The organism is Cognatiyoonia sp. IB215446 (assembly GCF_033963825.1).
Lineage (GTDB): Bacteria > Pseudomonadota > Alphaproteobacteria > Rhodobacterales > Rhodobacteraceae > Yoonia.
The window spans coordinates 236,558-262,498 of the sequence record NZ_JAXBMD010000003.1 but is presented as its reverse complement, the minus strand read 5'-3'; the positions used below and the strand labels follow the sequence as shown (position 1 = coordinate 262,498).

The window sequence follows — 25,941 nt, the reverse complement described above, 5'->3', positions numbered from 1 at the left end:
CCAAATACCTTGGGGGAGTCCCGCAGGGACGGGGGTGAAACCCCCTAAAAATCCAGATCGGCATAATGCGCCGCTGGTTGGAACCCCGGCACCTCATCAGCCAGGATTGACCGGAACGCCGGGCGCGATTTGATCTTCGCATACCAGTCCTTGACCGCCTCATGCCGGTTCCAGTCCACATCGCTGGTGTAATCAAGGCAGGACAATTGAGCAGCGGCAGAAAAGTCCGCGAATGTCATATCATTCCCGGCCAACCAACGGCGCCCCTCCAAAAGATAGGCCATATAATCAAGGTGGTACTTGATCGCCTTTGCCCCCGCCTTGACATTCGTGCTGTCAGGATAGCCCGTGCCCATCACCTTGCGAAACACCCGCTCGCCCGTGAGCTTGGTGGTGACTTCGTGATAAAACTTGTCATCAAACCACCCCACCAGACGCCGCGCTTCGCAGCGGCTTTCGGCATTCTTAGGCAATAGCGGCGGGTTGGGATGCGTCTCTTCAAGGTACTCACAGATCGCCGTGCTATCCGACATCGTGCGGCTGCCCATTTTCAGCACAGGCACTTTCCCCGCCGGGTTCCGCCGCAGAAAATCCGGATCCTGTTCCCAATACCGCTCTTCGACCAGACCAACCTCGATCTTCTTTTCAGCCATGCAGAGGCGCACTTTGCGCGAAAATGGCGAGAGGGGGTAATGGTACAAAGTGTTCATCGACGGCTCACAGCTTTTACTCTCTCATGCCGTATCGGGGCAGGCGGATCAATGGGGCAAGGCCGGATGCGCAATGGCATGCCGTCGCAGAGCCGCCAAATTTTTTCAAAAAATTTGCCGCACCGCAGGCTCAGACCTCAAAACAATCCGCCCGCCCGTCTGCCGCAATGGTCGCAGCCCCGCTCATGATCGCAGCCGCCCGATTGCGGGTGAAATTGCTGGGGTTCGCGGCAGACCGGTTCTTCGGCGACGGCAGGATCGCCGCCAGCCGGGCCGCCTGCGTCGGCGTCAAATCCGCCGCATCTACCCCGAAGTAATGCCGTGAGGCTGCCTGCACGCCAAAAACTCCCTCATCAAACTCCGCGATGTTCAGATACAGCTCCAATATCCGCCGTTTGCTCCACGCCGCCTCGGTCAGCGGTGTCCAGAGCGCCTCAATCGCCTTACGAGTCCAGGACCGGCCATGCCACAGATACACGTTCTTGACGACCTGCTGGGAGATTGTGGAAGCCCCGCCGCGCCCGCGATCCACCGCCTCACGGATCGCTTTCACATCCAGCCCCCAATGCAGGCAAAAGTTCGCGTCCTCCGCAGCCACGGCAGAGCGCGCCATGACCGGTGCGATCTCATCCATCGGCACCCAATCATAGGTCACACCGCCCAGACGGCGGCTTTCGGACACCATATAGGGCGTCGTCGGTGGTGCTATCAGCGCGTAGATCAGCGTGACAAGTAAAACAAACCCCGCCACCGCAAAAATCGCACCCCAAAACAGACGCTTCAGCGAAAGCCACATCCGCGTAATCAATCCGGGACGTTGCTTTTTGCTGCTGCGCTTCTTGGCGGCCGGCTTTCGGGCCGGTTTCTTCTTCGCTGTGCTACGCTCTGCCATCGGCCCCATAAGCCACGGGCAGTGTTAACGGGTCAAGAACGCGCAACGCCCTCGCGCAATTTTTACGCGAGGGCGTTGCCTTTACTCAGCCGGGATCGCCGTATCCTCAACGCTCAACGGATGCGGCAGATGCACCAGCATCTCTTTCGGGCAAATCTGCAGGAAGTTGCCTTTCTCAAGGTCCCAATGCTGCAGAATGTCAGCGGCCTTCCGGCTGCCCGTTTCCTCCAGATGCCGCTCGATCAGGCTTTTGAGCTGATCATGCCAATGATCGACAGTGACCGGGTTAGTCACAAGCGTTTCCATGTTGATCAGCGGGGCGGATGTCCCCTCCGGATCATAAAGATACGCCATACCACCGGTCATGCCCGCGCCAAAGTTGGCACCAACTGAGCCGAGGATCACCGCAACACCGCCGGTCATGTATTCACACCCATTGGTCCCGCAGCCTTCGATCACGACATGCGCGCCAGAGTTGCGCACCGCAAACCGCTCACCCGCGCGACCCGACGCGAAGAGGTACCCGGACGTCGCGCCATATAGGACCGTATTCCCGATGATCGTATTCTCAGCCGCCACCAGCGGGCTGACCATTGGTGGCCGGACGACAATCGTGCCACCTGACAGGCCCTTGCCAACATAGTCATTGGCATCGCCAGAGACTTCCAGCTTCAGCCCCGGCGCGGCAAAGGCACCCAGCGACTGCCCTGCAGAGCCGCGCAGCTTCACCGTCAGATGATCGGGCTGCAACGCGTTGCGCATCCCGAAATTCTTCACGATATAGCTCGACGTCCGCGTCCCGATGGTCCGCAGCGTGTTCTGCACCGCATAATCAAGTTGCATCTTCTCGCCATCGTTGAGGAAGCGCGCGGCATCCTTCACGATCTGCGCATCGAGCGTATCGTCCACCGGATTGCGCGGCTTGTTGCGGTCATAAGTGATGCTTGAGGCACCATCGACCGTGATCAGAAGCGGGTTCAGGTCCAAATCGTCTAGATGAGCCGAGCCACGCGACACCTGCGTTAGCAGATCGGCACGCCCAATCACATCATCCAACGACCGCGCGCCAATCGAGGCGAGGATTTCACGCACCTCAGTTGCATAGAACGTGATCAGGTTCACCACCTTATCGGCATTCCCGGTGAACTTCTCACGCAGCTTTTCATCCTGCGTACAGACACCGACCGGGCAGGTATTCGATTGGCACTGACGCACCATGATACAGCCCATCGCGATCAGCGCGGCGGTGCCGATGCCGTATTCCTCGGCCCCCATCATCGCGGCCATGACGATGTCACGACCGGTACGTAGGCCGCCATCGGTCCGCAAAGTGATGCGTTCGCGCAGATTGTTCATCGCCAGAACCTGATGCGCCTCGGTCAGGCCCATCTCCCACGGCAGGCCCGCATATTTGATCGAGGTCGCGGGCGATGCACCTGTCCCGCCATTATGGCCAGAGATCAAAATAACATCTGCTTTGGCCTTCGCGACCCCCGCTGCGATCGTTCCAACACCTGAACTGGACACCAGCTTCACCGTCACCTTACAGCGCGGGTTGATCTGTTTCAGGTCATAGATCAGCTGCGCCAGATCCTCGATGGAGTAGATATCGTGATGCGGTGGTGGCGAGATCAGCGTCACGCCCTTGGTCGAATGCCGCAGCCGCGCGATGAGGTCGGTGACCTTCATCCCCGGCAGCTGACCACCTTCGCCGGGCTTCGCACCCTGTGCAACCTTGATCTCCAACTCCTCGCAAGCGTTGAGGTATTCCGCCGTCACCCCAAAGCGGCCAGAGGCGACCTGCTTGATCTTCGCCGATGGATTGTCACCGTTCGGTTCAGGGTTGAAATGCGCCGGGTCTTCGCCGCCTTCGCCACTGTCTGACTTTGCACCAATCCGGTTCATCGCAACGTTCAGCGTCTTATGCGCCTCGGGCGACAGCGCCCCAAGCGACATGCCCGGTGTCACGAACCGCTTGCGGATCGCGGTGATGCTCTCCACCTCTTCAATCGGCACCGGCTTGCCCAACGGCTTGATCGCCAAGAGATCGCGCAAATGGATCGGCGGGTTCGATTGCATCGACTTGGAATACTGCTGCCACAAAGCATACGACGCATTGTTGCAGGCCGCCTGCATCATATGCATGGTCTGCGCTTCCCAGGCGTGCTTTTCGCCAGACCGGCGGGCTTTGTAGAAACCGCCGATGGGCAGAATATCCGACCCACCTTTCCAGCCCTTCGCGTGCACTTCTTCCAGCTTCGCCTGAATGCCGCTGACGCCGATGCCGGAAATGCGGGAATGCATGCCGGGGAAGTATTCCGCGACCATGGCGCGGGACAGCCCCACAGCCTCAAAATTCAGACCACCGCGATAGGATGACAGGACGGAAATCCCCATCTTCGACATGATCTTGAGCAGCCCCGCATCAATCGCAGCACGGTAACGGCGCATCGCATCGGTCAGGGAGCCGTCGATCAGGCCACGCCGCACACGATCCGCAATCGAGTCCTGCGCGAGATACGCGTTCACCGTCGTCGCACCACAGCCGATCAGCACGGCAAAGTAATGCGGGTCGATGCATTCTGCGGACCGCACAGCCATCGAACAGAAAGTCCGCAAGCCCTGCTTGGTTAGCCCGGAATGCACCGCAGATGTGGCGAGGATCATTGGCATCCCGATCTTCGTGGCCGACTGGTTCTCATCCGTCAGGACCAGATGGCCAGCACCTGACCGGACGGCATCCTCCGCCTCTTCCCGAATGCGGGCCAAACCAGCGCTCAGCGCGCCCGGTCCGGGGGCAAAGGTACAGTCGATGATCGCAACGCGGTCGCCGAAATGGCGAACCATCTCGTCAAACTCAGCATTGCCGACAAACGGGCTGTCGAGCACGAGGATTTCGGTCTGCGAGGAATCCTCATCAAGCACATTCTTGAGGTTCCCGAACCGCGTTTTCAGCGACATCACCCGGCTTTCCCGCAAGCTATCAATCGGCGGGTTAGTCACCTGGCTGAAGTTCTGACGGAAGAAATGCGACAGCGGGCGATAGGTCTTGGACAGCACCGCGGACGGCGTGTCATCCCCCATCGACGCGATCATCTCTTTGCCATCCTCGGCCATCGGCGCAAGGACCTGTTCCAGCTCTTCAATGCTGTAACCCGCAGCCACCTGTCGCTTGCGCAGCTCTTCGCCCTCATGCATCGCCACTTCGGGAATGTCGCGCAACTGGTCGTTCAGCGCCACGACCTTGCCGACCCATTCGCCGAAGGGCAGCGCCGCTGCCAGCTTGTCCTTGATTTCGGTGTCGTGGAACAGCTTGCCCTTTTTCATATCCACCGCGATCATCTGGCCGGGGCCAAGCGCGCCCTTCTCCACGACAGTTGCTTCATCCACCTGGACCATGCCCACTTCAGACCCTGCGACCAGTAGACCATCCCCGGTCACCACATAGCGCAACGGGCGCAACCCGTTCCGGTCGAGACCGCCGCACACCCAGCGGCCATCGGTCATGGCGAGCGCGGCTGGACCGTCCCACGGCTCCATCACCGCGTTGCAATAGGAGTACATGTCCTGCCAGGCTTGCGGCATCTCCACCGCCTGCTTTGACCACGCCTCTGGCACCATCATCGTTTTGGCCATGGGCGCACTGCGGCCCGCGCGCACCAGTACCTCAAAGACCGAGTCCAAGGCCGACGAATCCGACGCGCCTGACGGAATGATCGGCTTGATATCCTCGGCCTTATCGCCAAAGGCGCTGGAGGCCATGCGGATCTCATGGCTCCGCATCCAGTTCACATTGCCCTTCAGCGTGTTGATCTCACCATTATGGGCCAGCATGCGGAACGGCTGCGCCAGCGACCATTGCGGGAAGGTGTTGGTGGAGTAGCGCTGGTGGTAGATCGCAAAGGCGCTCTCAAACCGCAAGTCCGTCAGGTCGGGATAGAACTCCGCCACCTGTTCGGCCAGCATCATCCCTTTGTAGATGATCGACCGGCAGGACAGTGAGCAGACATACATCCCTCCGATCCCTGCCGCACCCGCTGCTTTCTCAATCCGGCGGCGGATGATGTAAAGCTCACGCTCAAACGCTTCCTCATCCATCTCCTTTTCACAGCGGATCAGGATTTGTTCGATCTCCGGACGGGTCGCGTTGGCCTTTTCACCTAGACAATCGTTGTTCACGGGCACATGCCGCCAGCCATAGATGTAATGACCCATGCGCAGCACTTCGGCCTCAACAATCGTGCGGCAATGCTCTTGCGCGCCGAAATCTGTGCGCGGCAGGAACACCTGACCAACAGCGATCAGCTTGCCCTCATCCGGCTCATGCCCGGTCCGCAGGATTTGGTCGTAAAAGAACGGCACGGGGATTTGCACGTGAATACCGGCACCATCCCCCGTCTTACCATCCGCATCCACTGCACCCCGGTGCCAGACGGCCTTGAGCGCGTCGATGCCTTTTTCCACGACATCCCTCGACGGCGTCCCATCAATCGCCACGACAAGACCAACCCCGCAAGAGGCGTGTTCATCCTCATCGCGGTAAAGACCGTTTTCCGCCATCCACTGACGCTTTGCTTCCTCTGCTGCGACCCAGGATTGATCATAGATGGTCATGATGGTTCTCCTTCAAAAAATCAGCGGACGAAATTGCCACGCCGCAGCCATGTTTGGGGTTCGCGCTCAGAAAGCCGGGTTCGCCGGGGAAGATAAATTCGACTGGGCGGTCTGTGCGGTCAAAGCTGCCCTCGGGGGTTGTGATTGTGCCCGTGCCAGACAGGAACATCCGCCAATCGCGACTGATGAATTCGTTGCCTTGGGCCGACCAGACCTCATTCCCGGCCTCGTCATAGGCGGTGATGTCATAAGTCGTCTCGTCCAGCGTCACACCGTCAATGGTGATCTGCCGACCTGTGAGGGTGTCTTGCCCGACGTATCGTGTTTCTCCGATCTCGGCAGACAGGGTGCGGAAATCGTAGTCATCCACCCCGTATTCAATCAGGTCCGATAGCGAGGCAGGCTCCACCGGGCTGCTTTCCAGCCGTTCGCGGTGCCCGCTGAGCACCTGGAAACTGTTGATCCACTGGGTTTCGGCATCGATCTCGCCTACGTAGGTCAGCCCACGTTCATCCATACTGACGCGGCGCTGATGACCTGCAGGGTCTCCTTCGCAGGTAAAGTGGTGATCAACGCTGCAGCTTTCGCTTTGCACGGTCAGGTAAGCGTTGCAGCCGGTCGGCAGTTCAACCGTACTGCCGCCCGATTGGGCCACGGCGGGACCCGCCAGACAGATGAGGATCGCGGCATATCTCATGGGCGATACCCCGCGTCCAACAGGTTGCATTCATATTTCGGCTGGTCGGAGAAGAAGCCGGTTTCGTCTGGATAAATGAACTCGACCGGCGACATGTCGATCACGTCATTGGGGCTATCTGCGCTCCAGCTTTCGCCGAAAAAGAACAGGCGATGGCGTTCACTGACGAATTGCCGCCCGCTGCCGTCGTCGAGCACATTGCCGTCACCATCAAGGGTCTGGCCGGTATACTCGGTACGCAAGAGCGTCTCGCCATCGATCTCGATCGTTTCACCGGTCAGCATATCGAAGCCGACATTGCGCTCGATCCCTTCTTCCGTCTCAAGCGTGAAATCCCAGGTATCGACCTGTGCCGCGAATAATTCAGTCAGTGATGCCGGATCGTCGGCAGGCATCTGCAGCCGTTCATTACCGCTGATCTTGTAGGCCTCGACCCACTGGAACTCGCGATCCACTTTCTGAACGCTGAACAGGCCACCCTGTCCAAAAACGGCCAGCCATTGATCGCCGGGATCGTCAGCCTCACAGGTCCAGACATTGACCAGAACGCAGCCCTTGTGCTGCACGGTCAGCTTGGCCTCACAGCCCTCGGGTGCGGAAAAACTCTGCTGTGCCGCAACCGGCGTGGCGAGGATAAGCGCGCCGAGGATCGTCAGAGGTTTGATCATATCTTCACCTGTAGGTCAGTTTTATTGACGTAGCTTGAGAGGTCGGTTTACTCGGCGGCGACCGTCACCGCTTGTCCGAGATATTCCAACATTGCCGTCGCGGCATCGCGCCCGTCCCGGATCGCCCAGACGACCAAAGATGCGCCACGTACGATGTCACCGGCAGCATAGACGCCTTCCAGACTTGTGGCACCCGTGTTGAAATCCGCCTTGATCGTGCCCCAACGGGTCACGTCCAGCCCGTCCACGCCCCACAGCTTCGGCAGCTCCTCCGGCTCAAAACCAAGCGCTTTGATCACCAGATCAGCGCCTTCGACATAGTCGGAGCCCTCGATGACCTCTGGCGCTTGCCGGCCCGTGGCGTCAGGCGCACCGAGGCGCATCTTTTGCACTTTCACGCCAGTAACGGCATCACCTTCAAAACCAAGAGGTGCAGAAAGCCAGACGAATTCAACGCCCTCCTCCTCGGCATTCTGCACCTCGCGCTGCGATCCGGGCATGTTGGCCCGGTCGCGGCGGTATAAGCACTTTACGCTGGTCGCACCCTGACGCACGGCGGTACGGACGCAATCCATCGCCGTGTCGCCGCCACCAATGACAACCACGCGCTTGCCCTCGGCGTTCAACTCACCGCTATCAAATTCCGGCACATCGTCGCCAAAGCTCTTGCGATTGCTGGCGGTCAGATAATCAATCGCATTCACAATCCCATCCGCATTCGCGCCGGGCAAATCACGGGTCTTGTAGACCCCCGTGGCTATCAGCACCGCATCATGCTTGCCGCGAATGGCGTCGAACGACAGGTCCTCACCCACATTGCAGTTCAGCACGAACTGCACGCCGCCATCCTCAAGCTGCGCCATGCGCTGCATGACCACATCCTTTTCCAACTTGAAACCGGGGATGCCATAGGTCAGCAGCCCGCCCCCGCGATCATAGCGGTCATAAACGGTCACCTGCACGCCCTGACGGCGCAGCATATCCGCAGCAGCGAGGCCCCCCGGACCAGCGCCGATGATGCCGACGCTTTCGCCGCGTTCCGCATGCGGGCGGATGGGTTTGACCCAGCCTTTCTCAAACGCGGTGTCGGTAATGTACTTCTCGACCGAACCAATCGTGACCGTGCCATGCCCCGATTGCTCGATCACGCAATTGCCTTCGCAGAGGCGATCCTGCGGGCAGATGCGTCCGCAGATTTCGGGGAAGGTGTTCGTCGCCTGACTGACCTCATAAGCCTCTTCCAACCGCCCTTCGGCGGTCAGGCGCAGCCAGTCCGGAATATTATTGTGCAGCGGGCAATGGGTCTGGCAATAGGGCACGCCACATTGACTGCAACGGCTTGCCTGCTCGGCAGCCTTCTCGCGGGCGTACTCTGCGTAAATCTCACCAAAGTCTTCTTTGCGCAAGTTTGGAGGGCGCTTCTCGGGCATTTCCCGTTCCACAGCCGTAAACTTGAGCATCTTCTGGCCAGCCATGTGGACTCCTCCCGAAATTCAAAGCGAGCCGCCTTTTAAAACGCACATCGGCAAATGAAAAGGCAGTATTACTGACCTATATAGCAAAAACTGAAATCGACAACCCGTCTGACTGTCATAAATCCTTAATAATTAGGACCGGTTCGTGACCTATATCCCCTCTTCCCCCTGAATCTCAACGGTTTAGGTTGCGGGAAGCGAATCAACCAAGCGGCCAGCATGTCCACTTTCAATCTTCTTCTGATCGCATTGATCCAGGGCCTGACCGAGTTTTTGCCGGTTTCCTCCTCCGGCCACCTGATCCTATTGCCGAATCTATCTGGGTTCGAAGATCAGGGCCAGATCATCGATGTGGCGGCCCATGTGGGCACCTTGATCGCCGTGATCGCCTATTTCTGGTCGGACGTAAAACGCGCCGTCGCAGGTTTCCTGCGCCTCATCCGCGGCAAGGTCGATAACCAGGATGCATTCCTCGCACTCTGCCTCATCATCGCGACCGTGCCCGTGATCCTTTTCGGTTTGTTTCTCCAGCTCACCGGCCTCGCCGACCAGATGCGTGGCATCGCCCTGATCGGCTGGACTATGATCATCTTCGGCATCATCCTTTACTGGGCCGACCAGACCGGACCGACCATGAAAACGGCGGAAAAATGGACCCTGAAAGACGCGCTGCAGATGGGCGTCTGGCAGGCCATCGCCCTGATCCCCGGCACCTCGCGGTCCGGCATCACGATCACAGCAGGCCGCATGCTGGGCTATACACGCAGCGATGCCGCGCGTCTGGCAATGCTGATGTCGATCCCAACGATCATCGCCTCCGGAACCCTGATCGGCATCGACGTCGCGGGCACCGCCGATGCAAGCGCCATACGCGATATCGCCCTTGTGATCGTTATGTCCTGCGCGGCTGCCTTGCTGGCCCTGACACTGATGATGCGGCTGCTCAAAACGGTCAGCTTCACGCCTTATGTGATCTACCGTGTCGCGCTGGGCATCGTGCTTTTGTGGATCGCCTACACCTAGGCCTTGAGGTTCTTGGCCGATTCCTTGATCGCGTCATATTGGCCCGAAGGCCGGAATCGCCACAGATAATCCGGCAGCACCGCCTCCATCGCAGTGGTGCAAATGCCCAGGTCTTCAAGTCCCTTCGCCTCGGCGGACACGACATTATCCACCGCAAGATTGCGCACCTGGTCAGCGGTCACCGGCCCGCGGATCAGTCCAAGCGACAGCGCGCGCGCTAAAGTAAAACCTGCCGCCATCATCCGCGCCGCCCAGAACGGGATATTCATGATCAGACGCCGCCTGCGAATGATCACCAGCATTTGCTGCATCAATTCCCGGAAACTGTTCACATCTGGCCCGCCGAGTTCGTAAATACCGCCCTCAACCTTACCCAGAACGCCTTTGACCGCAGCTGCTGCCACATCATCGACAAAGACGGGCTGAAAACGCGTATTCGCCCCAACAACGGGTAGGATGGGGCCAAGGCGGCTCATCGCAGCAAAACGGTTAAAAAACTGATCTTCCGGGCCAAAAATGATGGAGGGGCGCAGAATAACAGCACTCGGCATATGCTGCACCACCCCTGCCTCGCCTGCCGCCTTGGTGCGGGAATATTGGCTCGCCGCCTGCGCATCTGCACCGATAGCCGAGACATGCACCATCCGCCCCACGCCCAAGGACGCCGCAACCCGCGCGATCCGCTCGGCCCCTTCAGCTTGTACGGCGGAGAAGGTGTTCTTGCCCACCTCGTCCAGCACGCCAACACAATTGACCACTGCATCCGCCCCATCGGTCACGGCAGCAACACTCGCATCGTCGCGAATGTTGCAAAAAACAGGCTCCACCTGCCCAACAACGCCGTAGGGCCGCACGAACATCGCCTCATTCACATTGCGCACTGCGACCCTGACGCGCCAGCCTTCCTTCGCCATGCGGCGGGCAATATAGCGCCCGACAAAACCGGAACCGCCAAAAATGGTGACAAGCTGGGACATGAGAAGCCTCGTTCGATACTGCGCTTGGTTTATCGCTGCACCTTGGGTCAGACAAGGCGCAAAGCCCGGCTTTTGCACTAGCGCTCGGATTTGACGCGGGAATCGCATTGACAGCGAGATGAACCGCCCTTAAAGCCAGCCTTCACGTGACCTGCCCAGGTGGCGGAATTGGTAGACGCGCCAGCTTCAGGTGCTGGTGTCCGTATGGACGTGGAGGTTCGAGTCCTCTCCTGGGCACCATTTCTCCCGAACATAGATGCTCAAAGGCATTGAAAATAAGGGGTTTTTTGCGTTATCAGTTGAACATAGCTGACCGTCCGTACCCGGGCAATCTCCCCCAATCTTGGGTACACAGCTGGGTACAGAACGGCAAATTTCGCTTTTTTGGATCCCGTACCCAGTATGCCCCTTAGTGACCTTAAGATTCGCAAAGCAAAACAATGAGATAAGCCATACAGACTAAGTGATGGTTTGTGGCTGTTTCCGTTGGTGAGGTCTAGCGGCACCAAGTCGTGGCAGTTTCGCTATCGGTTCATGGCCAAAGAGAAGATTCTTAGCGTGGGACAGTATCCCATCGTTTCTCTCGCCGAAGCGCGAACAAAGCGTGACGATGCGAAGCGGCTGCTGGCAGACGGCCAGGACCCCTCCGTTCAGAAGAAGCTTGATGCTATCGACACCCATGTGAAGGCACGTATGACCTTCAAGGAAGTCGCGAATGAGTACTATGACAACTTGGTTGATTGCGGGCTAGCTGACGCCACCTTGCGCAAGAAGCGCTGGCACATTGATGATCTCGCAAACGCCCAAACCGCGCTACTCAGGGTCGATTTATAACTCACCGCTGAGCGCGTGATACCGATCTCGAAGCCCAGTAGATCAAGCCAAAGTGGTTTTCCCTGCAGGATAAATGCGATCTTGCGATCGTCCCCCTCACCAAACCAGGTTTGAAGGAATTGACTTATCACTTGCACCGACAGGCCGGGCACCACGTTTTCGACGTAGGCGAGCGGTTCGCCATCCTGGCCTGCGATGTTGACGGCGAATTCCAGAAGGAACGGATCTACGCCGTCAGCCTTTTCGCAGGCTATGACCTTCTTGATAGGTGTGCATGCTGGCAAACCCGTGGGAAGAAGTATCTGATCGGCGAAAAGAAACTTGGATTGATCTTAGATTTTGGCTGCGCTGTCAGAAACAACAGAGGGCTGGCTGTCCTGATCTACGCCTTGTGCAGTCTCGTCATCCGCGTCTGGGGCAGAGAACCAATTCAACCCAATCGCAATATCCCCGCCTTCATTCTCGTCTATCCCAGAAACACTGCTCAAAAGTGTCCAATAGAAACAGGGCTGGACACAAACAGGGCGCGTTCAGGGAAATACTCAGCAATATGTCCGTTGCAGCGGATGAAAAATAGAAAGAGTGGACATGCCTGTCTCCTTTCGAAAAGTGGTTGAAGTGGAAATGAAAAAACCGTCTCGTGGGACGGCTTTAGGTTTGTATGCGGCATCCCGGCAAACTGATCCTCGCGAGATCGAATCAAAATACACCGATCCAATTAGGGATATTTGTTCTTAGCACGAAAATTCATAGCTGAGATTGAGACTATTTATAGCCAAAACTCATTTGAGTACACAGTTGCATTATCTGACATGACAGTTATATATCTAGTCGAATTTGAGATGTTATATCTCAATCATCCTTTGAAGTTAATTGAACAGCAAAGTCCCAAGACCCGAGCGACTGGTCAATCCAGTTTTACGTAACAGTGCTTCACTATGCCTCCGAACTGTATTGGGGCTGATGCATAGATGACGTGCGATTTCTTTGTCACGCAACCCCTCGACAATTAGGGCAGCAACTTCCAGTTCGCGAGACGTAAGTCCAAATGCACTAGACAAATAAGGATCTACTTTTGACTTGGCACCGCACCTGAGCCACACATGAACCTGAGGCTGGAGGTGATCAGTAGATTCAACAAGCCGTCCATGAAGACGATAACGCACGTGATCAACTGTCAAGCTCTGCACAGGGAGTGTAGAATGATCGACATCTTTCACCGCCAACGCCGCCAATTGTGCGGCAAAGCGTTTAACAGCGGCCATTAGATCAAAACGACGCTGCTGTGCCGCAAGGTGCTCTCTAAAGCAGTTATTCAAGAATAGTATTTCACCATCTAGCGAAATCGACGCAAAAGCCTGATGTTGAGTGCAAGCGTCTATTGCTTCGATCTCTACCTGTTTTAGTGCCCGACGAAATCCAACTGCAGCCTCAAAGGCGGGTAGTAGATAAATTAGAGCCTTATTCCTGGTATCGTTAGGATCCGGCGCTTCTCTATGATCGTAGCCCGCTATCAGCATGCTTTCGCCCCGTCGTTCTGGTACCGAGAGCGCAAGCTGCCGCTCAATCCGCAGTGGTCGAAACACTTCCTGTTGGATCTCCATCGCCCCGCGCAATGACGGGCAATAAAGATGCGTATCATTGAAAGCCCCAGTCCCTGCTAGTCGTATTGCTCGGTGCAAGTAAGTCGCGTAATCATCTTTGAATCTACTGTATCCGCCCGAGTCGTAGCCACAGAAATGAGAGCTAATGCCACGTTCGAAAGTGACGCCCAATGAACGGCTCTTAACAGAAATTCGTTCATCTGGGCTGCCATCATCTTTTATGGATCTGCAAGGTTCTAAGAAGTAAAGCCTTTCGGTCCCTAGTATTGGCTCCAACGCATCGATAACCTGCGAAATCCAATCATCATCGTTCATTGCGTCATGCACCGTCAAAAGTGCTTTCTGCGCTTCAAAAACCTTAGAGTTCATCATATATCCAGTTGATTTTCCGTCAAATATAGCATTCCACCAAATAGGGCATTTGCACTATTGAGTGAAAAGCAGACCTCAACAATGCTGACCTTGTTCGATTTGGAGCGATTTGAAGGGAAAGCAATGACTAATTTTACTGGTATTTTTCAAACACGATTTGGCACAGTGTCTATGATTCAGCGAGGTCGAAATGTCGTTGGCGACTACAGCGACCGAGGCAGAATCGAAGGAAAAATTGCGCCTGGAACAGCGCGGCTTGAAGGCACGTTTACTAACGGTACGCGGACGGGTCGCTTTTCGTTTACTCGTACCGCAGATGGATTTGACGGTGTTTGGGGTTGGAACAACGCAACACCACGCTCGGAGTGGGATGGCACTCTCGTAAAAGATGAGCGACCGCATTTGTCTAATGCATATTACGAAGGAACCTATGAAACCGACTTTGGTCCAGTTCGCCTTAAGCAAGACAGGCAGGCTGTTTGGGGCGATTACGGGGATAAGGGTACAATCGACGCGCAGTTCGACGAGAGTAGTGGTATTCTCCGGGGTACGTTCACCAATGGTGAGACTAAAGGGCGCCTTGAATGGGACTTGACGCCCGGCGGCTTTGAAGGACTTTGGGCCTGGCGCGATGAACGTCCCGAGCACAGATGGAACGGCACCAAAGTCGCATGGAACACACCGGTGTTATCGACTTACCCAAACCAAGATATAGTAAATGATCGTCATGATCGAGCTTTGCTAGTTTTCTCGTCATTGGCCATAAGCCCAAATGATTGGAACTGGCTGTATGAGTTCTTAGATGACCAAGGTATCACGCAAGCCATGGAGAAATTACGGCGATCATATGCGACGATCATCGCTCTAAAAGATCGGCAGGCGAGCCTGCGTAATATCATTAGCAATCTTCGCAAACTGGCTACCGATACCCAGATCCGTGAGATTGATATGATTGTGCACTGCCACGGGTTCAAGTCCGGCGCACTTAGACTGGCCAGTGACAACGGCACGGGATTTTCGGACGTGTCGGGTGAAAAGCTAGAGGGGGAACTCAAGAATCTTGGCATTGGGGATCGTCTGCGCATGGTCTATAGTACTGCGTGCTGGGGAGCAAAAACGGCACCCTTCTTTATTCAGGGTGGCTTCACCTGCGCTTCAGGAGCGGTAGGTGTAAACACTAATGCCGGGACGGAATATCCCGATTTCTTGAATCGTTGGCGGCGCGGCGAGGGCTTCCGCTGGAGCGTAGAACAAGCATATGAACCGATTACGTCTGCCGCGTCAGATGCGTTCGCCTCAACAATAATGGGGTTTTCCGACGTAAACTCGAAAAAGAAGGTCTTTGGCAACTCAACGATCAACATTAACAGCGAAGAAGAAACACGTCATGCCCGAGCAAGTTGATCAGCACTTGAACTAGGATTTCACCTGTTGAGTATATGTTTGGGTTGCTTTGGAGGCTTCACGCATAGAAATGGTGAATCTCAGTGGGCGCATGTCTAACAGTTTAGCTGGGTCAATTGGTGACAAACTAAGGATTGTCATTCTATTTCTCTAATAGAATGGCAACCTCAGTCTCAAAAGGAACGAAATAATTTTCGCCGAACCGCTTACGCCAAGACTCTAAGCTTTGGATGGTTTCACTATGCGCTTCCAACTGGTTTCCTCAGTCCTCCAAAACTGCGATAAACTCGTTCGAGGTAGTTCCGTTTTGGGGAACAATTGTTTCCGAACATTGATGACTAGTAGTATTAATAATAAGGACATTTTTGGCTTTCGACTGAACATAGCTGACTCTTGTTACCTAACGAATCACATGCTTTTCTATGCACTGGATTGGGTAATCCGGCCTTGGAGAACTGCACATAGGGTTTCGCTCAAAATCCACTTAAACAGTTTCAACCTTTTTCTTTACGCGCAGTTGTTTTTTAAGTCCCTAGTTGGATTGAGTAAGATAGATTTATTTACTGGCTCTGGCGCAGCATTGCATCGCCTGGCCGGTGTCAGGTTTTCCTAGGGTTAGCGATATCAGCACGACCGCTCAAGCCGGTTTTGTCGCCGCTGTCACGTAGTTGACCGACAGGTCGCTGCCAGAGATCGACCAGGAAAAGCCGGGCAGGTTGAACACAAATCCCTGCCGATCAACCATGGCCAGGCCAGCGTTTCCCAGCATCGCTTCAAGTTCATCCGGGGTGATAAACTTACGCCAGTCATGCGTGCCCTTTGGCAACCAGCGCATCACGTACTCGGCGCCGACGATTGCCGCCGCAAAGCTCTTGGCGGTGCGGTTGATGGTCGAACAGATGTGGATACCGCCCGGCTTGAGTAGGGTCTGGCACGCCGTCAGAAAGGCCTGCGGGTCGGCCACATGTTCGATCACCTCCATATTCAGGACTGCGTCGAAGACTTCGCCTGCTTCAGCCAAAGCCTCAGCCGTTGTGTGTCTGTAATCGATATCCAGCCCAGATTGTGCAGCATGAATTTTCGCGACTTCGATATTTCCTTCGGCGGCGTCGGCACCGACAATCGTCGCACCAAGCCGGGCCATCGGCTCACACAAAAGCCCGCCGCCGCATCCGATATCGAGGATGCGCAGCCCCTGAAGAGGTTTGGGCCGGGTCAGATCACGTCCGTACTCTGCCGCGATCTGGTTCGTGATATAATCCAGCCGCACCGGATTCATCATATGCAACGGTTTGAACTTGCCGTTCAGGTCCCACCATTCGGCGGCCATCGCCTCAAATTTGGCAATCTCGGAAGTATCAACGGTTATGGATGACATTTAGTCGCCTCGAACTGCGCAGCAGTCATGGTTTCTGCTTTCAAGACAGGATATAACGCGTGCATGGACAAAGTCGTAGGACAAAAGCGCATCAATGCGCATCTTTACCAACCCATTGATCCGTTTGATCAGCGGATGCTGGATGTAGGTGATGGCCACCGCATCTATGTCGAACAATGCGGCAACCCTGATGGTGTGCCTGTTGTGGTGCTGCATGGCGGACCGGGTGGTGGCTGCAGCCCCGCGATGCGCCGCTATTTTGACCCTGATATGTTTCGCATCGTGCTCTTTGACCAGCGCGGATGTGGTCGGTCGCGGCCCCATGCAATTGTAGAGGCGAATACAACCTGGCATCTGGTCTCGGACATCGAACTGATCCGGGAAACACTGGGTATCGACCGATGGATTATTTTTGGTGGCTCCTGGGGAGCAACGCTTGCGCTGATCTATGCACAGACGCATCCTGAACGCGCGGCCGCGCTCACGCTGCGCGGTGTCTTCCTGATGACCCAGCCAGAGCTTGACTGGTTCTATGGCGGCGGCGCGGGCAAGTTCTGGCCCGAGCTTTGGGCGCGCTTTGTCGATCTGATCCCTGAGGATGAGCGAGACGATCTGATCGCCGCCTATCACAGACGTCTTTTTTCGGGGGATATCCCGCTTGAGACGCGGTATGCACGTGCATGGGCGTCCTGGGAGAACGCGCTTGCCTCCATCGACAGTGACGGCGTGACGGGCGAAAGCCCGGCCGACTATGCCCGCGCCTTTGCCCGGCTTGAGAACCATTATTTCTATCATCAGGGCTTTTTGAAAGATGGTCAGGAGATTCTGCATCCCGACCAAATGGCGCGGATCGCAGACGTGCCCGGCGTCATTGTGCAGGGCCGTTATGACATGATTTGTCCGCCGATCTCGGCACATACACTATCGAAGAAATGGCCGAAGTCCCGACTAACCTTGATCGGACGAGCGGGTCATGCATTGTCAGAACCGGGAATTAGTGCTGAACTGGTACGCACAATGGACATGATGGGCGCGCAACGTGCAAAGCTCTTTCTTTAGGGTTTACACGTGAAAAAATGCCATTAAAGTTCACGGTACTAACGGGGAAACGTCACTTTGGGCAATGTCCTAACGATCATTTTCCAGCGTGTCGCGCTGGGTGCACTGACATTGTTGATTGTGTCGATCGTCATCTTCGTGGCCGTAAACCTGCTTCCCGGCAATTTTGCACAGGCGATTTTGGGTCAAGGTGCCACGCCCGAGGCTGTCGCGGCGATTGAGCGTGATCTTGGTCTCGATCAGCCCATGGTTGTGCGGTACTTTGATTGGCTGGGCGGCGTTTTGCGCGGCGATTTCGGGTCAAGCTTTGCGCAAGCCAATTTCGCAAGTTTCAGCGGGACCAACTCAGGTGCAACCACAGTGGCCGAGCAGATCGCACCGCGTTTTGCCAACACGATGTTTCTGGCCCTTGTCACCGCTGCAATTGCGGTGCCGTTCTCGATCTTTCTTGGCATTCTTGCCGCACTTTACCGCAACACGGTCTTTGATCGGGCGACGAACATCTTTACGCTCTCTTCGATCTCAAGCCCGGAATTCTTTCTGGCCTATATCCTGATCCTGTTTCTGGCAGTGTTGAACCCGCTCCTGCCGTCGTTGTCGAACATCTTCGAAGGCATGCCGTTTAGTGACCGGCTGATCGCTTCGATGTTGCCCGCGCTAACCCTGACGCTGGTCGTGACGGCACATATGATGCGCATGACGCGGGCGGCGATCATAAACCTGTTGGCTTCGCCTTATATTGAGATGGCGCGGCTGAAAGGCCTGTCGCCCATGCGGGTGATCGTCAAACATGCCTTTCCCAACGCCTTGGCGCCAATCATCAATGTGATCGCCCTGAACCTCGCCTACCTGATCACCGGTGTGGTCGTCGTTGAGGTTGTATTTGTCTATCCAGGCATCGGTCAGCTTTTCGTGGATAGCGTAAAGATCCGTGACATACCCGTCGTGCAAGCCTGTTGCCTGATCTTTGCGACCGCATTTATCCTCTTGAACCTGACGGCTGACATTATGTCGATCCTGTCAAACCCACGATTGAGGCATCCGAAATGATCTGGTTTGTCGCAGCCCTTGTCGCTATGGCCATATTGGCTTGGGGATTTCGGTTTGCGGGGCAGAGCGTGACGGGCAATGCGCCAGCGTTCCGAGACATGTCCTTTGGTGTCGCCTATGGTTATATCCTGGGTGTTGTCGTGCTTGCCTGGCTGATCTGGGCCTATATCCAGGGCCGCAGCCCAGATCCGCAAATAGCCAACAAATTCTTCTTTCTACGCATTGCCATTGAAGGGTTCATCCTTTTCGCAATTGCCGCATGGATTTTCCGCCTGCTGGGTCGCAGCGTCGGCACGACGGGCAGCAAGCGAATGTTCCGTTCCATGCCACTGACGGCGGCGTTTGGCATGCTGGTCATCATCATATATGCCGTAATGGCGATCTTTGCCGGTGCCATTGCTCCGTACGGGCAAGAGCAGATTATTCCAGGCGTGGCAGCGAATATCATACCCGGCGGAGACCCGGCGATGGGCGGCAATCCCGACTTCCCGCTTGGCACTGATCAGATCGGGCGCGATATTCTGAGCCGCCTGATCTATGGCGCGCAAAACACGGTTGGTATCGCCTTTGCGACAACGGTTCTAGCATTTTTTCTGGGTGGGACGTTTGGTTTTCTGGCGGCCACGCTCGGAGGCTGGCTAGATCAGGTCCTGTCGCGGATGGTCGATGTGCTGATGGCGATCCCGTCGCTGATCTTCGCGCTGCTTTTGATGACCATTGCGAGCGTCTGGGCGCCCGAACTGGGCATCCCACTCACCGTCTTTATGGTCGTCATTATCGCGGTGATCGACAGCACCCGCGTCTACCGCCTGGCACGCGCCGTTGGGCAGAATATCGTTGTGATGGATTACATCGAGGCGGCGAAGCTGCGTGGTGAAGGTTTAGGATACCTAATGTTCAAGGAAATCCTGCCGAATGCGACTGCGCCGCTTCTGGCCGAATTTGGCCTGCGTTTCTGTTTTGTGTTCCTGACGATTGCCGCCTTGTCATTCCTCGGCGTGGGCATTCAGCCGCCCTTAGCCGATTGGGGCACGATGGTGCGTGATCTGGGTGGTTTCGTGAATTTTGCGGCCTTTGCACCATTGGCAGCAACCGCCCCCTTGCTGGCGGCAGGAGCCATCGCTTTGCTGACCGTGGCAGTGAATTTCGTGGTGGACTGGATGCTCTACCGCTCATCGGGGTTGAAGGAATGAGCGACGCACCTCTTGTCAAAATCCGGGACATCAAGCTGGAAGGGCGCAGCGATGAGACCTGGACGCCTATCATTAACGGGGTCGATCTGACGCTTGCGCGGGGCGAGGTGCTGGGTCTGATCGGCGAATCCGGTGCCGGCAAGTCGACATTGGGCCTCGCCGCCATGGGCTATACCCGCGATGGTGTGCGGATCAGTGGCGGTAGCGTGGAGTTTGATGGCATTGACCTGCTGACGGCCTCTGCCGCAACCAAGCGCGCCTTGCTGGGCAAACGCATCGCGTATGTGGCGCAATCTGCGGCGGCGAGCTTCAATCCCGCCCACAAGCTGATCGACCAGCATGTTGAAGGCCCGGTGCAGCATGGCGTGATGCAGCGAAGCGAGAGCGCTGACGACGGGATGGAGCTTTATCGCAAACTCCGCCTGCCCAATCCCGACGAAATCGGTTTCCGTTATCCGCACCAGGTCTCGGGCGGACAGTTGCAGCGCTGCATGACCGCGATGGCGATGTCCTGCCGCCCGGACCTGATCATCTTTGACGAGCCAACAACGGCTTTGGACGTGACCACGCAAATTGAGGTCCTGGCCTCGATCCGCGACATTGTGGAACAGTTTGATACCGCTGCCATTTACATCACCCACGATCTGGCGGTCGTGGCGCAAATGGCGGACAGGATCAAGGTGCTGCTCAAGGGTGATGAGGTCGAAACCGCCGATACCCGCACCATGCTTGCGGCGCCCACACAAGAATACACCAAGTCGCTTTGGGCGGTGCGCAGTTTTGAACGTCCACGCAAACCGGCGGTTCAAACCGGTGCTGTGCCAGTTGTGAGCGTGCAAAACGTCGATGCGGCCTATGGCAAAGTACCGGTGCTGCATGATGTCAGTTTTGACCTGCATGCGGGCCGCACCGTTGCCGTTGTGGGCGAAAGCGGATCGGGTAAATCGACCACGGCGCGTTGTATTACGGGGCTTCTGCCGCCCAAATCCGGGCATATCCTGCTGGATGGCGATGTGCTGCCGCCCGATTACCGCAAACGGACCAAGGATCAGCTGCGCCAGGTGCAGATGATCTACCAGATGGCCGATACCGCGCTGAACCCCCGCATGTCGATTGGTCAGATCATTGCGCGGCCCGTTCAGTTTTATCTGGGCCTGACTGGGGCAGAACGCCGCAAAAAGGTTGATGCGCTTCTCGATCAGATCGAGCTGGAGCCGTCAAAATACTACCACCGGCTGCCATCAGAACTTTCAGGTGGTCAAAAGCAGCGCATTGGGATCGCGCGTGCCCTTGCGGCTGAGCCGAAATTCATCATTTGTGATGAGGTCACCTCGGCCCTTGATCAGCTTGTCGCCGAAGGCATCCTGCGTCTTCTGGCCCGTTTGCAGGATGAGCTGTCGCTGACCTATATGTTCATCACGCACGATCTTGCGACGGTCAAAGCCATCGCTGATGAGGTCGTGGTGATGAAGGATGGCCGCGTTGTGGAACAGGGCGAGAAGGCCGAGATGTTCAAGCCGCCCCATCACGCCTACACCGATTTGCTTTTGTCATCTGTGCCGGAAATGGACCCGGATTGGCTGACCAATCTGCTGGCGGAACGTGGAGTTGATAACATTGGCGATGCTGCTGCTGATAAGATGTAACCAGAATCACCAGACTTGGTGAAAGATATGCGGGTGTTGGGACACCCCGCAAACCAACAGGGAGAACGACAAGATGAATGGAATTAGTAGACGCGGTCTATTGAAAACAGGTGCCGCCGCTGGCGTGCTCAGCCTTTCTGGCATGAAGCTGCGCGCCCAGACACGCGGGGGCAAACTGACGGCCGGTCTGGGCGGCGCGAACACGTCTGATAGCTGGGATGGCCGTACCCATTCCGATATTTTCATGATCGCCTCGGCCCACGGGACGGTTTTTGACTGTCTGACCGAGGTCGCAGCAGATGGATCGCTCGTCGGCGAATTGGCCGAAAGCTGGGAAGCCTCCGCTGACGCTAAAACCTGGACATTCAACCTGCGCCAGGGCGTGACGTTCCACAACGGCAAGCCTTTCGGCGCTGATGACGTGATTGAATCGCTGCAGATGCATGTAGCTGAAGGCGCAAAATCGGCGGCACAGCCGATTGTTGCATCAATCAGCGAAATGAAGAAAGTGACCGATTTCCAGGTGCAGTTCACACTGGCCTCGGGCAACGCAGACTTCCCATACCTGATGTCCGACTATCACCTGTTGATCTTCCCTGCAGGCCAGATCGACGAGGCGATCGCGAACGGTATCGGCACCGGCCTTTATCAGGTCCAATCCTTCGATCCCGGCGTGCGCATGGTCGCGACCCGCTACCCCGACCACTACAAAGGTGACGAAGCAGGCTTCTTTGATGAGGTTGAATATATCGCTATCAATGACAACACCGCTCGGATGAACGCGCTGATGACCGGTCAGGTTGATACGATCAACCGGATCGACTTTAAGACCGAAGCCTTACTGAAAGCCAATCCGCAGCTGCGTATTCAGGAAGTCACCGGTAACCAGCATTACACGTTCGCAATGCTGACCGATACGGCGCCGTTCAACGATGTGAATGTCCGCCGTGCGCTGAAATACGGTATCAACCGGCAGGAAATGGTGGATAAGATCCTGCTCGGTCACGGGATGGTCGGGAACGATACGCCTATCGGACCCGCCAACCAGTTCTTCCATGCGGAAATGGAGCAGTTGGAATATGACCCAGATCAGGCCAAGTTCTATCTGCAGCAGGCGGGCCTTGATAGCCTGAACATCGATATCAGCGCGTCCAGCGCCGCATTTGAGGGTGCGGTGGATGCCGCACAGCTCTTCCAGGCGTCGGCTGCTGGTGGTGGCATCAATCTGAACGTGGTGCAGGAGCCTGCGGACGGTTACTGGTCGAATGTCTGGCTGAACAAGCCATTCTCCGCCGTTTACTGGTCAGGCCGCGCGACCGAGGATTGGATGTTCTCAACCGCTTATGAGGCTGGTGTTCCATGGAATGACAGCCAATGGGACAGCAATGATAGCGCCCGATTCCAGGAACTGCTGCTGATGGCGCGCGCTGAGCTTGATACCGACAAGCGGCGCGAGCAGTATTTCGAGATGCAGCAGATCCTGCGTGATGATGGTGGCGTCCTGGTGCCGATGTTTGCGAACTACGTGCAGGCCGTGAACAACCGGATCGCATCGCCCGAGGTTGTGGGTAACCTCTGGCAGATGGACAATGCCCGGATGGCAGAACGCTGGTCTGTCGCATAAACTGCTCTCACCCAGACAACATCAAAACCCCGCCTAGTAGGCGGGGTTTTTTGTGAAAAATGATGATCTTAACCACTTCTTAACCAACTGTTCAACGCAGGTTCACGTGGTGTCAATTAAGCTCAAATTGTTAGCGAGTGTTGTTGTAGACGTAGTTTCGAATACGAACTGGATTACAACGCTTTGACGCTTCGAAAGAGGGTTGTTGATCCGGGCTATTTTGTTTGGCTCTCGACGATCATCCTTTCGCGGTGATGTGACTTCGTATCGTCGGGCGCCACTGGCCGGACGACGAGCTCTGGCTGGGCCGAACCTTGTTCCCACGTGCCTCGACGATACGAGTTCGCATACGCTTCCTCTCAAATACGATTGCGCATTGTCTTGCCTCTTGCAGACTCGCAGACGGTTCCGTATATGAGCGATGAAAGCGGCGCCTCGGCTTCCACCCCCAAGGCTCCACCGGGAAAGATCAACGGGCCGCGCGCCCGTTTTTTTGTGCTTATGAAAGATATGAACGATCTGATCGCCAAAGCGGCTATCGACCGCCGCATCGCCGAGATTGTGACCCCTGTTGTTGAGGACATGGGGTTCGAAGTTGTGCGTGTGCGGATGATGAGCGGGAAGGACACCGTGGTGCAGATCATGGTGCAGCGCCCTGATGGCCAGATTGAAGTGGATGAATGCGGGCAAATCTCGACAGCGCTCAGCGCTGTTCTGGATGTCGAAGACCCCATTCTGGATGAGTACAATCTGGAAGTTTCAAGCCCCGGGATCGACCGCCCGCTGACCCGGCTGAAAGACTTCGATCTTTGGGAAGGGTTTGAGGCCAAGGTCGAGACCGAACAGCTGATCGACGGGCGCCGCCGGTTCAAAGGGCAGCTTGCCGGGACGGAAGGCGACGAGATCCTGATCACCATTTCCGAAGGCACAATTGGCCTGAAGTTTGACTGGCTGTCGGATGCGAAACTTGTCCTGACGGATGAGCTGATCCGCGATGTGCTGCGCGGTCGCAAGGATGCAGGTCAGATCGACGAAACCCAGTTTGATGAGATAGAAACAATTATAGAAGGTGAGGAGAACACCTAATGGCGTATACGTCAGCCAACCAGTTGGAGCTATTGCAAACGGCCGAGGCAGTGGCCCGAGAAAAGAATATCGAACCGGGCCTCGTGGTGGAGGCGATGGAGGAGTCGCTCGCCCGTGCTGCCAAGTCGCGTTACGGCGCAGAGATGGACATCCGCGTGTCCATCGACCGCAAGACCGGCCGCGCGACCTTTACCCGTGTGCGCACTGTCGTCGAAGATGAAGAGCTTGAGAATTATCAGGCTGAATTCACGGTCGAGCAGGCCAAGCAGTATATGGAAAATCCCGAAGTCGGTCAGCAATTCATCGAGGAAGTGCCGCCCGTTGAGCTGGGCCGGATCGCCGCGCAATCGGCCAAGCAGGTCATCCTGCAAAAGGTCCGCGAGGCGGAGCGCGACAAGCAGTATGAAGAATTCAAGGACAAGGCAGGCACGATCATCAACGCCCTCGTCAAGCGCGAGGAATACGGCAACGTCATCGTCGATGTGGGCGCGGGCGAAGCCGTGCTGCGCCGCAACGAAAAGATCGGGCGCGAGGCGTATCGCCCCAATGATCGCATCCGCTGCTACATCAAGGATGTGCGTCGCGAACAGCGCGGGCCGCAGATTTTCCTGAGCCGTACCGCACCGGAATTCATGGCGGAATTGTTCAAGATGGAAGTGCCTGAGATCTACGAAGGCATCATTGAGATCAAGGCCGTGGCCCGTGACCCCGGCAGCCGCGCGAAGATTGCCGTGATTTCCTATGACGGCTCGATCGACCCTGTCGGCGCCTGTGTGGGTATGCGCGGCAGCCGTGTGCAGGCCGTGGTGAACGAGCTGCAGGGCGAAAAGATCGACATCATTCCCTGGAACGAAGATATGCCGACCTTCCTTGTGAACGCGTTGCAGCCTGCAGAGGTCAGCAAGGTCGTTCTGGACGAAGAGGCCGGTAAGATCGAAGTGGTCGTTCCGGAAGAGCAATTGTCGCTCGCCATCGGTCGTCGCGGCCAGAACGTGCGTCTGGCCAGCCAGCTGACCGGGCTTGATATCGATATCATGACCGAGGAAGAGGAATCCAAGCGTCGTCAGGCCGAGTTTGAGCTGCGCACAAAACTCTTCATGGAGACCCTTGATCTGGACGAGTTCTTTGCCCAATTACTGGTATCTGAAGGGTTCACGAACCTTGAAGAAGTGGCTTATGTCGAAATCGACGAACTTCTGGTGATTGAAGGTGTTGATGAGGATACGGCGGCTGAATTGCAGGCCCGTGCCCGCGACTATCTTGAAGAGCAGGCGAAAAAGGCGATGGAGGCGGCCCGTGCGTTGGGCGTTGAAGACAGCCTGGCCAATTTCGAAGGGCTGACGCCGCAGATGCTTGAGGCGCTGGGCAAGGATGGTGTGAAGACGCTTGAAGACTTTGCGACTTGCGCTGACTGGGAACTGGCCGGTGGCTGGACAACTGTCGATGGCGAACGTGTGAAAGACGATGGTGTGCTGGAGCCGTTCGATGTGTCGCTGGAAGAGGCGCAAGACCTGATTATGACGGCGCGCGTGATGCTGGGCTGGGTTGATCCGGCAGATCTGGAGGCTGCAGCGGCAGAGGCCGAAGCTGCCGAAGCCGAGACCGAGGAGGCGGAGGCCTGATTTCAGGCCTCTG

Annotated in this window: 19 protein-coding genes, 1 tRNA gene and 1 pseudogene; 12 read left to right on the top strand and 9 right to left on the bottom strand. The window is 56.4% G+C overall.

What is annotated here, in order from left to right:
• Positions 1 to 44: 44 nt before the first annotated feature.
• The 6 genes from SLH49_RS15415 to SLH49_RS15390 all read right to left on the bottom strand — a co-directional run bounded on the left by SLH49_RS15415 (position 45) and on the right by SLH49_RS15390 (position 9,056).
• Positions 45 to 710, bottom strand: coding sequence for a glutathione S-transferase family protein (locus SLH49_RS15415; protein ID WP_320270052.1), 666 nt, complete (start codon positions 708 to 710; stop codon positions 45 to 47).
• A gap of 130 nt (positions 711 to 840) precedes the next feature.
• Positions 841 to 1,602, bottom strand: a complete 762-nt coding sequence (mtgA, locus tag SLH49_RS15410) for a monofunctional biosynthetic peptidoglycan transglycosylase (protein WP_320270051.1) — start codon at positions 1,600 to 1,602, stop codon at positions 841 to 843.
• Between the two features lie 81 nt (positions 1,603 to 1,683).
• Positions 1,684 to 6,216, bottom strand: coding sequence for a glutamate synthase large subunit (gltB, locus tag SLH49_RS15405; RefSeq protein ID WP_320270050.1), 4,533 nt, complete (start codon positions 6,214 to 6,216; stop codon positions 1,684 to 1,686).
• Positions 6,203 to 6,913 carry a hypothetical protein gene (locus tag SLH49_RS15400; RefSeq protein WP_320270049.1) on the bottom strand — a complete coding sequence of 237 codons (711 nt, stop codon included), beginning with the start codon at positions 6,911 to 6,913 and terminating at the stop codon, positions 6,203 to 6,205. The genes gltB and SLH49_RS15400 overlap by 14 nt, the downstream gene beginning before the upstream one ends.
• Positions 6,910 to 7,581 (bottom strand): hypothetical protein, encoded by a 672-nt coding sequence (locus tag SLH49_RS15395; RefSeq protein ID WP_320270048.1) that lies wholly within the window; start codon positions 7,579 to 7,581, stop codon positions 6,910 to 6,912. Before SLH49_RS15395 ends, SLH49_RS15400 begins: the two co-directional genes overlap by 4 nt.
• Before the next feature lie 47 nt (positions 7,582 to 7,628).
• Positions 7,629 to 9,056 carry an NAD(P)-dependent oxidoreductase gene (locus SLH49_RS15390; protein ID WP_320270047.1) on the bottom strand — a complete coding sequence of 476 codons (1,428 nt, stop codon included), beginning with the start codon at positions 9,054 to 9,056 and terminating at the stop codon, positions 7,629 to 7,631.
• A gap of 219 nt (positions 9,057 to 9,275) precedes the next feature.
• On the opposite strand from SLH49_RS15390, the gene SLH49_RS15385 reads away from it, so the two are divergent.
• Positions 9,276 to 10,079 (top strand): undecaprenyl-diphosphate phosphatase, encoded by an 804-nt coding sequence (locus tag SLH49_RS15385; RefSeq protein WP_320270046.1) that lies wholly within the window; start codon positions 9,276 to 9,278, stop codon positions 10,077 to 10,079.
• Here SLH49_RS15385 and SLH49_RS15380 read toward each other — a convergent pair.
• Positions 10,076 to 11,056, bottom strand: coding sequence for a complex I NDUFA9 subunit family protein (locus SLH49_RS15380; protein WP_320270045.1), 981 nt, complete (start codon positions 11,054 to 11,056; stop codon positions 10,076 to 10,078). The genes SLH49_RS15385 and SLH49_RS15380 overlap by 4 nt on opposite strands.
• A 153-nt stretch (positions 11,057 to 11,209) precedes the next feature.
• Between SLH49_RS15380 and SLH49_RS15375 the strand changes: the two genes are divergently transcribed.
• The 3 genes and pseudogenes from SLH49_RS15375 to SLH49_RS15365 all read left to right on the top strand — a co-directional run bounded on the left by SLH49_RS15375 (position 11,210) and on the right by SLH49_RS15365 (position 12,507).
• Positions 11,210 to 11,296 (top strand) — tRNA-Leu (locus SLH49_RS15375).
• A 228-nt stretch (positions 11,297 to 11,524) separates the two neighbouring features.
• Positions 11,525 to 11,890, top strand: a pseudogene (locus SLH49_RS15370) (Arm DNA-binding domain-containing protein); the annotation flags it as partial.
• Positions 11,891 to 12,000: 110 nt separating this feature from the next.
• Positions 12,001 to 12,507: a hypothetical protein gene (locus tag SLH49_RS15365; protein WP_320270043.1), complete on the top strand. Its 507-nt coding sequence runs from the start codon at positions 12,001 to 12,003 to the stop codon at positions 12,505 to 12,507.
• 252 nt (positions 12,508 to 12,759) lie between these two features.
• On the opposite strand, the gene SLH49_RS15360 is transcribed toward SLH49_RS15365, so the two are convergent.
• Positions 12,760 to 13,866, bottom strand: coding sequence for a helix-turn-helix transcriptional regulator (locus tag SLH49_RS15360; RefSeq protein WP_320270042.1), 1,107 nt, complete (start codon positions 13,864 to 13,866; stop codon positions 12,760 to 12,762).
• A gap of 81 nt (positions 13,867 to 13,947) precedes the next feature.
• Here SLH49_RS15360 and SLH49_RS15355 point away from each other — a divergent pair, with 81 nt between their 5' ends.
• A complete protein-coding gene (locus tag SLH49_RS15355) occupies positions 13,948 to 15,270 on the top strand; it encodes a hypothetical protein (RefSeq protein ID WP_320270041.1) in 1,323 nt (440 codons plus the stop codon).
• Positions 15,271 to 15,907: 637 nt separating this feature from the next.
• Here the strand turns inward: SLH49_RS15355 and ubiG are convergent.
• The gene (gene ubiG / locus SLH49_RS15350; RefSeq protein WP_320270040.1) at positions 15,908 to 16,648 is read right to left on the bottom strand and encodes a bifunctional 2-polyprenyl-6-hydroxyphenol methylase/3-demethylubiquinol 3-O-methyltransferase UbiG; all 741 of its coding nucleotides are present in this window, start codon (positions 16,646 to 16,648) and stop codon (positions 15,908 to 15,910) included.
• Positions 16,649 to 16,711: 63 nt separating this feature from the next.
• Here ubiG and pip point away from each other — a divergent pair, with 63 nt between their 5' ends.
• The 7 genes from pip to nusA all read left to right on the top strand — a co-directional run bounded on the left by pip (position 16,712) and on the right by nusA (position 25,928).
• Positions 16,712 to 17,707, top strand: coding sequence for a prolyl aminopeptidase (gene pip, locus SLH49_RS15345; RefSeq protein ID WP_320270039.1), 996 nt, complete (start codon positions 16,712 to 16,714; stop codon positions 17,705 to 17,707).
• Positions 17,708 to 17,764: 57 nt separating this feature from the next.
• Complete coding sequence (locus SLH49_RS15340) at positions 17,765 to 18,757, top strand: ABC transporter permease (RefSeq protein WP_320270038.1); 993 nt, start codon at positions 17,765 to 17,767, stop codon at positions 18,755 to 18,757.
• Positions 18,754 to 19,950, top strand: a complete 1,197-nt coding sequence (locus tag SLH49_RS15335) for an ABC transporter permease (protein ID WP_320270037.1) — start codon at positions 18,754 to 18,756, stop codon at positions 19,948 to 19,950. Before SLH49_RS15340 ends, SLH49_RS15335 begins: the two co-directional genes overlap by 4 nt.
• Positions 19,947 to 21,596, top strand: coding sequence for an ABC transporter ATP-binding protein (locus SLH49_RS15330; protein ID WP_320270036.1), 1,650 nt, complete (start codon positions 19,947 to 19,949; stop codon positions 21,594 to 21,596). The genes SLH49_RS15335 and SLH49_RS15330 overlap by 4 nt, the downstream gene beginning before the upstream one ends.
• Before the next feature lie 73 nt (positions 21,597 to 21,669).
• Complete coding sequence (locus tag SLH49_RS15325; protein ID WP_320270035.1) at positions 21,670 to 23,220, top strand: ABC transporter substrate-binding protein; 1,551 nt, start codon at positions 21,670 to 21,672, stop codon at positions 23,218 to 23,220.
• A 510-nt stretch (positions 23,221 to 23,730) separates the two neighbouring features.
• Positions 23,731 to 24,306: a ribosome maturation factor RimP gene (gene rimP, locus SLH49_RS15320; protein ID WP_320270122.1), complete on the top strand. Its 576-nt coding sequence runs from the start codon at positions 23,731 to 23,733 to the stop codon at positions 24,304 to 24,306.
• On the top strand, positions 24,306 to 25,928 hold the full coding sequence (gene nusA, locus SLH49_RS15315) for a transcription termination factor NusA (protein ID WP_320270034.1): 1,623 nt from the start codon (positions 24,306 to 24,308) through the stop codon (positions 25,926 to 25,928). The genes rimP and nusA overlap by 1 nt, the downstream gene beginning before the upstream one ends.
• Positions 25,929 to 25,941 lie beyond the last annotated feature (13 nt).